We start from the raw sequence: 11,873 nt of genomic DNA, 5'->3' as shown, positions 1-11,873 counted from the left end.
CCCTCCTATGCCGCTTCCGCAGCCCATCGACGAGCACGACCACGTCGCCGGCCCCTTCGACGCGCCGCTCGAGCTCGTCATGTACGGCGACTTCCAGTGCCCCTACTGCGTGGCCGCGCAGTCGATCGTGCGCCGTGTGCGCGAGCGCCTCGACGGCCGTCTGCGGTTCGTGTTCCGCCACCTGCCGCTGCCCGAGGTCCATCCGGACGCCGAACGCGCGGCGCAGGCCGCCGAGGCCGCGTCGCTGCAGGGCTCGTTCTGGGAGATGCACGACGCGCTCTACGCCAACGGCGGGCGCTTCTCCGAGAGCGACCTGCTCGGGCTCGCGGACCGCATCGGGCTGGATACCGAGCGCTTCGGCGCCGACCTCGCGACGGGTGCGCCGGCGGCACGGGTCGCGCGCGACTCGGACGCCGCCCGGGCCGCGGGAATCGCCTCCACGCCGGCGTTCTTCGTCAACGGCCGGCGGCACGCGGAGGCCTTCGACGCCCGCTCGTTGGTCGAGGCACTCACGTCGGATTCGCCTGACGCCGACTAACCTAGCCCCGTCATGGCCCGGTTCGTTGCGCTGCTCGCTGCTGTCCTTGCCCTGCTCGTCGCCGCCTGTGGCGGTGGCGGGACCCCGGACGAACCCAAGGACCCGGTGCAGAACGTGCCGGAGGAGTCGGGTGCGCGCGAGAAGGTGAAGGTGGCCGTCGCGCCGGATGAGGCCGAGTTCCCGACCGCCGACGGCAAGACGCTCGAGCAGCTGGCGTCCACCATGACCGCGGGCCCGTCGCTCGGCATGGCCACGTCGATCTTCACGACGGGCGAGCCGAGCCGGATGGCGTTCGGCGTGATCGGCGCCGACGGCAAGCCCGTCTACGGCCCGACCGCGATCTACATCGCGCCGACGCCGACCGACCCCGCCGAGGGTCCGTTCGTCGCCCCGGCCGACGTGCTGCTCACCGACGCGCGCTACCGCTCCAAGCAGGCCGCGACCGAGCAGGACCCGTTCGCCGCGATCTACGCCGCGAACGTCAAGTTCCCCAAGCGCGGCCAGTACGCCGTGCTGTCGGCGACGAAGGGCGCGGACGGCAAGCTCATCGGCGCGACCGGCCAGGTGCAGGTCTCGACCGCGGCCGCCGACCCGATCCCGCAGGTCGGCGACAAGGCGCCGAAGGTCGAGACGGACACGCTCGAGACCACGAAGGGCAACCAGGAGATCCTCGACACGCGCGTGCCGCCGAGCGACATGCACGAGGTGAGCTTCGCCGACGTCGCCGGCAAGGAGCCCGTGGCGCTGCTGTTCGCGACGCCGCAGCTGTGCGCCTCGCGCGTGTGCGGCCCGGTCGCCGACATCGCGCTCCAGCTGCAGGCCAAGTACGGCAAGCAGATGAAGTTCATCCACCAGGAGGTCTACGTCGACAACGACGTGAGCAAGGGCCTGCGTGAGCCGCTGCGCGAGTTCAACCTCCCGTCGGAGCCGTGGCTGTTCGTCGTCGACAAGTCCGGGAAGATCACCGCCCGGCTCGAGGGGTCGATCGGCGTCCAGCAGTTCGAGGACGCCATCAAGACCGGGCTGTGAGGCGCGCCCTTCCGGCGGCGATCTTCGCCGCGTTCCTCCTCGTCCCCGCCGCGGCCGAGGCGCACGGCCTCGTCCAGCGCCCGCCGCTGCCGATCCCGCAGTGGCTGTTCGCCTGGGCGGCCGCCGCCGTGCTCGTCATCTCGTTCTTCGCGCTGGCCGTGCTGTGGCCGACGCCGCGGCTCGAGCAGGACGCCTGGCGCGCCGCGCCGACCGGACGCTTCTGGGCCAGCGCACCGGTCCAGGCCTTCTGGGGGCTGCTGGGCGTCTTCCTGCTCGTGGTCACGGTCGTCGCCGGCTACGTGGGCTCGGGGACGGCGCTGGACAACTGGGCGCCGACCTTCCTCCTGATCACGTTCTGGGTCGGGCTGGTCTTCGCCTCGATCCTGTTCGGTGACGTGTTCCGGGCGCTGAGCCCGTGGCGCACCCTCGGTCGCCTGCTCCCGCAGCTCAACCGCCCGTACCCGGAGCGGCTGGGCCGGTGGCCGGCGGCGGCGTTCCTGTTCGCCTTCACCTGGATCGAGCTCGTCTCCGGCTGGGGCGAGGACCCGGCGATGCTCGTCACGGCGGTCGTCGGCTACACGGTCGTCACGCTCGCGGCGCAGGTGTACTTCGGCGTCGACACGTGGTCACGCCGGGGCGAGGCGTTCGCGGTCTACTTCAACCTGTTCGCGCGGATGTCGGTGTTCGAGACCCGCAACGGCACGCTGGGCGTCCGGCGGCCGCTGGGCGGGCTGCCGAAGCTGGACACGCCGCCCGGCACGGTCGCGTTCGTGACGGTGATGATCGGCACGGTGACGTTCGACGGCTTGAGCCAGGGGTCGCTGTGGACGGACCTCTCCACCGGCGTCGTCGACACGCTCGACAGCCTCGGGATCGGCGCGCTGACCGCCGCCAAGATCGCGTCGACGCTCGGCCTGCTGTTCGGCGTCCTGCTCGTGTGGGGCTTCTACCGGCTCGGCGTCGAGGGCGCCCGCTCGGTCGGCGGCAACCTCAGCCTGACCAAGCTCGAGAACGGCTTCGTGCACTCGCTGGTCCCGATCGCGGCGGTGTACGTCGCCGCCCACTACCTCACGTTCCTCGTCTTCGAGGGCCAGGCGATCACGTACCTGGCGTCCGACCCGTTCTCGCAGGGCTGGAACCTGTTCGGCACGGTCGACTGGGGCATCGACTACACCGTCTTCCCGCAGGAGAACACCTGGTACGTGCAGGTCGCGGTGGTCGTCATCGGCCACGTGGCGGCGCTCGCGCTGGCCCACGACCGCGCGCTGACGCTCTACGGCGAGGCGAAGCTGGCGGTGCGCTCGCAGTACTGGATGCTGGGCGTGATGGTCGGCTTCACGTCGCTCGCGCTCTGGCTCCTGGCGCAAGCCGGTTCTTAAAGGGGTCAGACCCCTTCAGGTTCCTTTAGGTCCGCCGGCAAGGTCGCGGCAAGGGGCGGGCAACGCGGCCCGCGGATAGTCGCCGGCATGATCCGCACCCTCCTCGCAGGCCTCGCCGCCGCGTTCATCGTGCTGGCGTGCGCGTCGAGTGCGTCGGCCGACTCGATCGCCTACATCAAAGACGGGAACGTCTGGCTCACGACCCCGGACGGGTCGCGCCAGTACCAGGTGACGACGACCGGCGGCTACTCCGACGTGACCCAATCCGACGACGGCACGATCGTCGCGCTCAACGGCGTCCGGCTGCACAAGCTGGCGCGCGACGGCGCCGTCCAGGCCGACTTCGCCACGCCCGTCTCGAGCACGAGCCCCGGGAAGTCGTTCTGGGGTCCGTACGACCCCGCGATCTCCCCCGACGGCACGAAGGTGGCCTACACCTACTACTGGCTCTCGCAGACGACGACGCCGGACTGCTTCCCGCCCAAGTGCCTCGTCGCGCTCAACGAGGGCGGCACGGGCTACACGTGGTCGGACCGTCTGACCGACTGGAAGACCGGCGACGCGATCGGCTACCACTCGGGCTGGCGCCACCCGTCATGGGTCGACAACGACATGACGCTGCTCACCAACCCGACGCACATCCCGAACCACGACGTGCTGCTCGACCGCATCTCCGACGGCGGCAACGGCCACGGCAACATGGTCATGGCCTGGTTCAGCGACCTCGGCACCACGCACATGAGCGGGGCCGAGATCACGCGGGACAAGCGCAAGCTCGCGGCGGCGACCGGCGATGACGACAAGACCCTGTCCGTCTACCTCGTCCGCGGCTTCCCCAGCGCGTGGAAGGACGGCAACCCGATCGGCTCGGACGTGGTCCGCTGCTACCGCTACGAAGGGCCGGAGAGCGGCTCCTACTCGCAGCCCTCCTGGTCGCCCGACGGGTCGCAGATGGCGTTCGCCGACGGCGCGGGCCTGAAGATCGCCGCGGTGCCGAACTTCGCGTCCGAGTGCACGCTCGACGGCGCGACGCCGAAGCCGGCGACGATGATCGCGGGCGCGAGCGAGCCCGACTGGGGTCCGGCGGACGTCCCGCCGGCGCGCGTCGCGGCTCCCCCCGCCCCGCCGGCCCAGCCGGCCCAGCCGGCGCAACCCACGCCGCCGGCCCGCACGTCGCTGTCGGTGACGGTCGGCAGCGCCTCCAAGAAGGCCGGCGTGCGGCTGTCGGTGAAGGTCACCGGCAAGGGCAAGCTGTCGGCGGTGGCCAAGGCGGGCCGCAAGACCGTCGGCAAGGCCTCCAAGACGGTCAAGCGGGCGGGGACGGCGAGCCTGAAGCTCAAGGTCTCCAAGAAGGGCAAGCTCGCCGTGACGGTGACGTTCAAGCCGTCTTCGGGCGAGACGATGACGAAGACGCTCAGCGTGAAGGTGCGATGACCGGCGGGCGGTGGTTGCCGAGGGAATAAACGTCCAGGACGTTTAGGTTCCGCAGGCGTCGGCGTGCCGAGGGAATAAACGTCCAGGACGTTTAGGTCCCGCAGGCGTCGGCGGGCGGGGGAGCGGTCGAGGACCGCTTCCCGCCCCACGCTTGCCATTCGCGCAGCGCCGGCCGGGTCTCGGTGAGGTCGGTGGAGAACAGGCCGACCGGGAACTTGTCGTCCTCGCGGACCGTGTACTGGAAGGCCACGGTCACGCGCGGGTCGTCCCACCAGCGCACGAGGCGCTCGTGCAGGTCGCGGCAGCCGGCCGCCGCCGGGTCGGCGACCGCGGAGTACTCCTCGGGCGCCGGGCCGACACCGGTCTCGGTGATCCAGATCGTGTGCGGCTCGGGGCAGCCGCGCTCGGCGAGCGCGGTCGCGGCCTGCTCGACCGGGTCGTCGCCGCCGATGTACGCGTGCTGCGAGTAGACCGTCGACGCGCACACGACGTCCTTGGGCAGCCCGCGGATGAACGCCCCGACGCTCGTCACGAGCTTCGTGTCCTTCAGCAGGCCCGCGGTCTCGCCGATCACCAGCTGCTGCTCGCCGTCCGCCTCGTCGAGCGCGCCCATCAGCGTCTTCGCGAGCTCGGTGTAGACGCCGGGCGCGAGGCTCGGCGAGGCGGCGTCGCACTCCGCCCGCTGCGGGGAGACGAACGGCGGCAGGTTCGGCTCGTTCCACGGGCTCCAGAACCGCAGCGTCGCGCCCTCCTCCTTCGCCAGCGCGAGCACGTCGAGGATCAGCTGGCGGTACGCCGGGAGCGTGTCGGGCCGCGGAGCGCGTGCTCGCACGGTGGCCTTGTCGCGCTCGCAGCCGGACGGCGGGGCGGCCGCCCACTCCGGCGTGCCCGTCAGGACGACGAGGGCCTGCCACCGGTCCGGGTCCTCCTTCTGCCGCGACGCGAGCGCGGCGAGCTGCTGCCGCACACCCACCCACCCGAGGCACGGCTGCACCTCGCGCATGCACCCCGTCTCCGGCTTGTTGAGGTCCGCGGGCGCCTCGGGCGTCGGCTGCAGGTGGTGCCAGTCGATCACCAGCCGGAAGAAGGCGGGGTCGAGCTCCCCGAGCGCCACGCGCGCCTGCTCCCACGGCGGTGGCGCCGGCGTGTCCGCGGCCACGAGGTTCGGGTTGAACTCGGTGACGCCGACCGCGAGCCCGGGCCCGGCGGCGGGCACGGGCGTGAGCGGTGCGGTCGTGGGTGCCGGGACGGCGGTGGCCGCCGCCGCGGGCGGCGCGGGCGCCTCCCCCGCCGGGTCGTCACGACCGAGCTCGACCACGGCCGCGCCCAGCAGGACGGCGGCCGCGAGGACGTAGAGAAGCACCGGCCACCGCATCACGTCCGAGGCTAGCCGGGCGGCTGGCCGCGGTAACGGCGAGGCGTCACCCCTCCGGGACGTACGGCGGCGCCACGCCCCACCCCCAGCGGGGCACCGGCGCGCGCTCCACCACCTGCGCACCCGGCTGGGAGTTGAGCAGCGCGAGCCGCGTGCCCCACTCGGCGTAGCCCATGATCGCCGCCCGGAACTCCGGGTCGTCCGGCAGCGCGGCGAGGTCCGCCGCGTGCGAGAGCAGCGTCACGAAGGTCAGGCGCTGCTCGGCCGTGATCCCCAGGCCCAGGTGGTGTCCGAGCATGTGCTCGTAGCCGCCGTGGTGCGCGGTGTAGTCGCCGGGACCACCCATCACCTCGCACCACCAGGTGGTGACGTGGTCGCGGTGCGCCTCGCTGACGGCCCCGCCGAACAGCGCGGCCAGCTCGTCGTCGTCCTCGACGAGGTCGTAGAACGCGTTCAGCCAGCGCGCGAACGCCTCGCGGCCGCCTGCCCACTCGTAGATCGTCGGTGTGTCCGCCACACGCCAGACGCTAATAGATCGAGGACCCCGCCCCGGGACGCGCGTTCTCCGGGTACCGGACGAAGTCGTCGACGAAGCCCGGCAGCGCACGCACGCGGTCCACCCACGCGGCGACCGCGCCGGGCACCTCGACGGGCGCCACGCTCGTGTACGCGAACACCGAGACGTCGGCGATCGAGGGCCTCCCGCCCACCAGCCAGTCGCGCGCGGCCAGGTGCGCGTCGAGCACGTCGAGCGCCGCGCGGCCGACCGCCAGCCGCGGCGCCACCTCCGCCTCGGTCGCGCGCCCCGTCACGAGCCGGAAGCGCGGCCCGCCCAGCCCGCCCATCACCCGCTCCTGCTCGAACGACAGCCACTGCGCCACCTGCGCGCGCTCGAGCGGTGTTCCCGGCAGCCACGCCGTGCCCTCCGCGAGGTACCAGAGGATCGCGTTGGACTGCGTGATCCGCTCCCCCGAGTCCAGCTCGAGCACCGGCGTCTCGCGCACCGGGTTGATCATCGCGAACTCGCACGTGAGCGTGTCCCCGCCGAAGATGTCGACGGGAACGCGCTCGTACGCGCGGTCCAGCATCCCGAGCAGGAGCCGGACCTTGAAGCAGTTGCCGGACGCGGCGTAGTCGTAGAGGCGCATGCGCCTCCAACGTCCACCGCTAGGACGATGTGAGCCGCATCAGTCGAGCGTGTACGCGTCGTCGTTGTCGAGGCCGTTGAGCGCCATGTCGTTGGTGCTGTAGACGCCGTCCTGGATGCGCACGAAGCGGCGCGTGCCGTCGGCGAGGAGGACGACCGCAGCGATGCCGGCCTTGCCGTCGGTCCAGTAGCCGACCTTGCCGGCGGGCGGGGTGTCGTCGGGCGTCGCGAGCTCGACGACGTCCGGGCCGAGCTGCGCCTGGACGCGCTCGAGGAGGGTGTCGCCCGGCAGCTTGAACGACGGGTCGCCGGCCAGGCTGACGGCGACGGTCATCACGCCCAGCTCCATCGTGCGTGCGCGCTGGTCGAGGAACGCGCGGCCGCGGTCGGTGACCGCGACGATCACGCGGACGCACCGCTTGCGGTCCTCGGTCGGGAAGCACCGCCGGTCCCGCTTCTCCTGCTTCGTGGCGATCGTGCAGTAGTCACCCTGCGTCCACATCCGCACGGTGCCGCGGCGCTTGGGGATCTTGGAGCTCGGATTCGCCATGAATCCCATCGAGCGCAGTCTGCCGTCGTCGTCGCCGACCTCGCCGCAGCCGACGTACGCGGTCTTGCCCGCGATCGTCTTGTAGAGCTTCGCGGCCTTCGGGCCGAAGCGCACGAGGTCGCCGCCGGAGCGGACGTGCACATCGTCGGCCGCGTCGTAGACCGGCATCAGGAGGTCGCCGACCGACGCGTTCGCCGCGGGGGCGAAGCAGGCGGAGGCGAGCAGGGTCAGGCACAGCGCGCGGAGTTTCACGCGCGGGAGTAAAGCGGCGCGCGAGGCGCCGCTCAATACGACAGGGTCTAGACCGCGGAGACTTCTTCCTCTTCCGCGACGCGGAACGAGGAGCCGCAGCCGCAGGCCGCGATGACGTTCGGGTTGTCGACCTTGAAGCCGGCGCCCTGCATGGACTCGACGTAGTCGACGACCGCGCCCTTGACGTAGGGGAGCGACGGGCTGTCGACGAGGATGCGCAGGCCGTGGTCCTCGAAGACCTCGTCACCCGGGCGCTCCTGGTCGAACGCGAGCGCATACTGGAAGCCCGAGCACCCGCCGCCGCGGACGCCCACGCGGAGCCCGGCGGTCTGCACGTCAGTGCTCTGGGACGCCAGGAACTCCTGAACCTTCTCGGCGCCCTTTTCGGTGAAGGTGATCACGTGTCAGTACTCCCGTGCGGGTTTCCCAGCCAATACTTCCCGAAGTGTAGCGACCGCTACCCTCCAGGTGAATGCCCTCCACCGACGACCTCAAGCAGCGCATCGAGGCCGCGATTCCCGGCTCTACAGCCAGCGTCACCGACCTCACGGGCACGGAAGACCACTTCCGCGCCACCGTCGTCGCGCCGGAGTTCGCCGAGATGAGCCGCATCGAGCAGCATCGCCGCGTGTATGCGGTGTTCGGAGCCGACATCGGCGGCCCGATCCATGCCCTATCCCTCGTCACGAAGGCGGAAGCGTGAGCGCCACTGAGAATCCCATGCGCGACGAGATCTCCAAGGCGATCTCCGAGCACGAAGTCATCCTCTTCATGAAGGGTCGCCCGGAGCAGCCGATGTGCGGCTTCAGCGCCCGCACCGTCGCCGCCCTCGACGCGCTCGGCGCCTCGTACGCGGCCGTGGACATCCTCCCGGACCCGCGGATCCGCCAGGAGCTGTCCGCGATCTCGAACTGGCCGACGATCCCCCAGCTGTTCGTCAACGGCGAGCTCGTCGGCGGCTGCGACATCGTCACCGAGATGTACGAGACGGGCGAGCTCGCCACGACGCTCGGCATCGAGCCGAAGGCCGACGCGCCCGCGGAGGCCCCGGTGGCCTCGGAGCCGGGCGCGCCGCCCCTCCAGATCAAGAACGACCTGAGCTGACGTCCAGCGCGCCGTGGCGGTCGTCCTCACGGGCGAACCGCCCCTCGCGCGGGGGCGCGCCGCCCTCGCCGCTCGCGCGCTGCACCCGTGACTTGACGACGTAGGCGGCGAGCACGACGCCGACGCTCAGCAGCCCGAGCCAGAGCTGCGAGCGCACGTCCTCGACCAGCGCCATCGACGCGATCACCACGCCGATCGCCGCGATCGCGAAGTAGGTCAGGTACGGGTACGCCCACATCCGGACCTTGAGCGACTCGGGGTCCTCACGCTCGAGCCGGCGCCGCAGCACCAGCTGCGAGCAGGCGATCAGCAGGTACACGAACAGCGCGACGGCACCGCTCGTGTTGAGCAGGAACAGGAACACCTTGTCCGGCGAGATCACGTTGGCGATCACCGACAGGAAGCCGATCGACGTGGCGATGACGGTCGCGCGCGCGGGCACGCCGCGTGAGTTCAGGCGCACCATCCACTGCGGCGCGTCGCCGGCCCGCGCCAGCGAGAAGTTCATGCGCGAGGCGACGTACAGGCCGGAGTTCAGGCACGAGAGCACCGCGGTGAGCACGACCACGTTCATCACCTGCGCCGCGGCCGGGATGCCGATCTCGTCCAGCGTCGCGGCGAACGGCGACTTGCCCAGCTCGGCCGAGTTCCACGGCAGGATCGCCACGATCAGGAACACGGCGAGCACGTAGAAGACGAGCACGCGCGTGATCACCGAGTTCGTGGCCTTGCGCACCGACTCGCCGGGCTCGTCGGACTCCGCGGCCGCGACCGTCGCGATCTCCGCGCCCACGAAGGCGAAGATCACGATCACGATGCCCGACAGGATCGACACGCCGCCCTCGGGCACGAAGCCGCCCTCGTTCGTGAGCGGCGCGACGCCGCCGCCGAAGATCACGTAGCCCAGCGCCACCGCGATGAAGGCCACGATCGCGGCGACCTTGATCGACGCGAACCAGAACTCGAACTCGCCGAACGAGCGCACGGAGATCAGGTTCGTGGCCGTGAGCAGGATCATCAGCACGAGGCTGGACGCCCAGATCGGCACGCCCGGCAGCCATTCCTCGATGATCGCCGCGCCCGCCGCCGCCTCCACGGCCAGCACGATCACCCAGAAGTACCAGTACAGCCAGCCGACCGTGAAGCGCGCCCACGGACCGAGCGCCTCACCCGCGTAGTCGGCGAACGAGCCGGTGCTCGGCCGGGCCACCGCCATCTCGCCCAGCATGCGCATCACGAGGATGACGAGCACGCCCGCGGCAAGATAGGAGAGCACCGCAGCCGGCCCGGTCTGGTTGATCACGGCGCCCGACCCCACGAACAGGCCGGCGCCGATGACCCCGCCGAGCGAGATCATCGTCACGTGGCGGCGCTTCAAGCCGCTCTGCAGACCCCCTGAATCCATGACTGACCAGTACCCGCGCATCGCCGTCATCCATCACCTCCAGCAGCCGTTCCTGGGCAACGCCGCCGCGCCGCTCGGCCCCGTCGAAGAGCACTTCCGCGGTGAGCTCCCCGAACTCGAAGGCCTCGACGCCATCGTCGCCTTCGGCGGCGAGCAGGACGCGTGGGACCCGGCCCTGGCCGACGAGGTCGCGCTGATCGCCGAGGCGGTCGAGCGCCAGATCCCCTTCCTCGGCGTGTGCCTCGGCGCGCAGCTGCTGGCCCGCGCGACCGGCGGCGAGAACCTGCGCCTACCCAAGCGGTTCCTCTCCTGGGAGCCGCTCACCGTGCTGGATCCGACCGACCCGGTGCTCGGCGCGATCCCCGCCGGCGCGCACGCGCTGCACTGGAACCAGGACGGCTTCGAGCCGCCCGCGCACGCCGTCGAGGTCTACGCGCGTCCCGCCGGCGGCCGCGCGGAGGGGTTCCGCGTCGGCCCGTGCGCGTGGGGCGTCCAGTTCCATCCGGAGGTCGACCAGGCAGCCGTGGACGGCTGGTACGCCGGCTGGCCCGAGTCAGCGGCCGCCGCGGGCACGACCGAGGAGGCTGCGCGCGTCGCCGACGCGCTGCACCTGCCGAGCCAGGCCGCGCTCTCCCAGGCGATCTTCGGCGCCTTTGCCCGTGTGGCAAACCAGCTTGCGGTTTCGCGTTAGCGACATATCGTTGAGGGCGTGCCTGCTCCTGACGCCATCGCCTTCGTCCGTGCCGCCCTGCCGCCCGCTCCCGCGCGGGTCCTCGAGATCGGCGCCGGCGACGGCGCGCTCGCCGAGGTCCTGCGCGGCGCCGGCCACGACGTGACCGCCATCGACCCGCGCGGTGCCGGCGACGTCCTAGCCGTGCCGCTGATCGAGCTCGAGGCCGAGCCGTTCGACGCCGCGGTCGCGATGACGTCGCTGCACCACGTGGAGCCGCTCGCCGAGTCGCTCGAGCACCTCGCCGGGCTCCTGCGGGCGGGCGGCCGGCTCGTGGTCGACGAGTACGACGTCGCCGCGCTCGACGAGCGCGCCGCGCGCTGGTGGATCGCGAAGTCCGGGCAGCACCAGGACCCCGCCGAGTACGTCGCGCACATGCGCGAGCACATCGTCTCCGTCGCCCGCATCCGCGAGGCGCTCGCGCCCTGGTTCGACGTGCCCGAGCCCGTGCCGGGCGCCTACCTGTACCGCCACAAGATCGGCTGGGCGCACCGCGACGAGGAGGAGGCGCTGATCGCGACGGGCGTGATCCCGGCGACGGGCGCCCGCTTCGTCGCGACGCGGCGCTAGCGCTTGGCCAGGCGGCGCGCGCCGGAGCCGGCGGGCGTGTAGTCCATGGAGTAGTGCTGGTAGGTCGCGGCCTCGTCGTCGAGCGTGAGCTCGGCGTCGGTGTCGAAGCTCGGCGCCTTCTTGAAGACGGCCTTGCGCCGGTCCACGCGCACGAAGTCGCGCCCGACGCTCGCGCGCACCAGCGGCACGAGCGTCAGCGACTTGGAGACGAGGCCGGTCTTGACCGCGGCGAACGCGGGCTCGTCGGTCTCACCGTCGTAGTAGACCTCTTCGAGCTTGCCGAGCTTCTCGCCGTTGGGATCGACGACCTCCTGGCCGCGCCAGTCCGCGATGTTCTCGACGGGGATCATGGTGCTGGAA

Annotated in this window: 15 protein-coding genes; 8 read left to right on the top strand and 7 right to left on the bottom strand. The window is 71.6% G+C overall.

Annotation, left to right across the window (positions count from 1 at the left end; genetic code table 11):
- Positions 1 to 7 precede the first annotated feature (7 nt).
- The 4 genes from C8N24_RS17475 (at position 8) to C8N24_RS17460 (ending at position 4,380) form a co-directional block, all read left to right on the top strand.
- On the top strand, positions 8 to 538 hold the full coding sequence (locus tag C8N24_RS17475) for a DsbA family protein (protein WP_121251981.1): 531 nt from the start codon (positions 8 to 10) through the stop codon (positions 536 to 538).
- 12 nt (positions 539 to 550) lie between these two features.
- Positions 551 to 1,567, top strand: coding sequence for a hypothetical protein (locus tag C8N24_RS17470; protein ID WP_147447851.1), 1,017 nt, complete (start codon positions 551 to 553; stop codon positions 1,565 to 1,567).
- Positions 1,564 to 2,946 carry a fenitrothion hydrolase gene (locus C8N24_RS17465; RefSeq protein ID WP_121251977.1) on the top strand — a complete coding sequence of 461 codons (1,383 nt, stop codon included), beginning with the start codon at positions 1,564 to 1,566 and terminating at the stop codon, positions 2,944 to 2,946. The genes C8N24_RS17470 and C8N24_RS17465 overlap by 4 nt, the downstream gene beginning before the upstream one ends.
- Positions 2,947 to 3,033: 87 nt before the next feature.
- Positions 3,034 to 4,380: a TolB-like translocation protein gene (locus C8N24_RS17460; RefSeq protein WP_121251975.1), complete on the top strand. Its 1,347-nt coding sequence runs from the start codon at positions 3,034 to 3,036 to the stop codon at positions 4,378 to 4,380.
- 91 nt (positions 4,381 to 4,471) lie between these two features.
- Here the strand turns inward: C8N24_RS17460 and C8N24_RS17455 are convergent, their stop codons facing one another.
- Genes C8N24_RS17455 through C8N24_RS17435 form a run of 5 tightly spaced genes read right to left on the bottom strand, consistent with a single transcriptional unit; the run spans position 4,472 to position 8,105 of the window.
- Positions 4,472 to 5,755 carry a hypothetical protein gene (locus C8N24_RS17455; RefSeq protein ID WP_121251973.1) on the bottom strand — a complete coding sequence of 428 codons (1,284 nt, stop codon included), beginning with the start codon at positions 5,753 to 5,755 and terminating at the stop codon, positions 4,472 to 4,474.
- Between the two features lie 46 nt (positions 5,756 to 5,801).
- On the bottom strand, positions 5,802 to 6,272 hold the full coding sequence (locus C8N24_RS17450; protein ID WP_121251971.1) for a group II truncated hemoglobin: 471 nt from the start codon (positions 6,270 to 6,272) through the stop codon (positions 5,802 to 5,804).
- A 10-nt stretch (positions 6,273 to 6,282) separates the two neighbouring features.
- Complete coding sequence (locus tag C8N24_RS17445; protein WP_121251969.1) at positions 6,283 to 6,903, bottom strand: glutathione S-transferase family protein; 621 nt, start codon at positions 6,901 to 6,903, stop codon at positions 6,283 to 6,285.
- A gap of 39 nt (positions 6,904 to 6,942) precedes the next feature.
- A complete protein-coding gene (locus C8N24_RS17440) occupies positions 6,943 to 7,704 on the bottom strand; it encodes a hypothetical protein (protein WP_121251967.1) in 762 nt (253 codons plus the stop codon).
- A 47-nt stretch (positions 7,705 to 7,751) separates the two neighbouring features.
- Complete coding sequence (locus C8N24_RS17435; RefSeq protein ID WP_121251965.1) at positions 7,752 to 8,105, bottom strand: HesB/IscA family protein; 354 nt, start codon at positions 8,103 to 8,105, stop codon at positions 7,752 to 7,754.
- 71 nt (positions 8,106 to 8,176) lie between these two features.
- Between C8N24_RS17435 and C8N24_RS17430 the strand changes: the two genes are divergently transcribed.
- Positions 8,177 to 8,407 (top strand): BolA/IbaG family iron-sulfur metabolism protein, encoded by a 231-nt coding sequence (locus C8N24_RS17430; RefSeq protein ID WP_121251963.1) that lies wholly within the window; start codon positions 8,177 to 8,179, stop codon positions 8,405 to 8,407.
- A complete protein-coding gene (gene grxD / locus C8N24_RS17425; RefSeq protein ID WP_281272627.1) occupies positions 8,404 to 8,808 on the top strand; it encodes a Grx4 family monothiol glutaredoxin in 405 nt (134 codons plus the stop codon). Before C8N24_RS17430 ends, grxD begins: the two co-directional genes overlap by 4 nt.
- On the opposite strand, the gene C8N24_RS17420 is transcribed toward grxD, so the two are convergent.
- Complete coding sequence (locus C8N24_RS17420; protein WP_121251959.1) at positions 8,789 to 10,213, bottom strand: amino acid permease; 1,425 nt, start codon at positions 10,211 to 10,213, stop codon at positions 8,789 to 8,791. The genes grxD and C8N24_RS17420 overlap by 20 nt on opposite strands.
- On the opposite strand from C8N24_RS17420, the gene C8N24_RS17415 reads away from it, so the two are divergent.
- Together C8N24_RS17415 and C8N24_RS17410 are read left to right on the top strand one after the other, a co-directional pair.
- Positions 10,212 to 10,904, top strand: a complete 693-nt coding sequence (locus tag C8N24_RS17415) for a type 1 glutamine amidotransferase (RefSeq protein ID WP_170179163.1) — start codon at positions 10,212 to 10,214, stop codon at positions 10,902 to 10,904. The genes C8N24_RS17420 and C8N24_RS17415 overlap by 2 nt on opposite strands.
- An 18-nt stretch (positions 10,905 to 10,922) precedes the next feature.
- Positions 10,923 to 11,513 (top strand): class I SAM-dependent methyltransferase, encoded by a 591-nt coding sequence (locus tag C8N24_RS17410; RefSeq protein ID WP_170179162.1) that lies wholly within the window; start codon positions 10,923 to 10,925, stop codon positions 11,511 to 11,513.
- On the opposite strand, the gene C8N24_RS17405 is transcribed toward C8N24_RS17410, so the two are convergent.
- Entirely contained in the window at positions 11,510 to 11,863 is a 354-nt protein-coding gene (locus tag C8N24_RS17405) for a PRC-barrel domain-containing protein (protein ID WP_121251953.1), read from the bottom strand. The two genes, C8N24_RS17410 and C8N24_RS17405, sit on opposite strands and share 4 nt — an antisense overlap.
- Between the last annotated feature and the right edge of the window lie 10 nt (positions 11,864 to 11,873).

Source organism: Solirubrobacter pauli, from assembly GCF_003633755.1.
Lineage (GTDB): Bacteria > Actinomycetota > Thermoleophilia > Solirubrobacterales > Solirubrobacteraceae > Solirubrobacter > Solirubrobacter pauli.
This window is presented reverse-complemented; position numbering and strand designations above follow the sequence as displayed.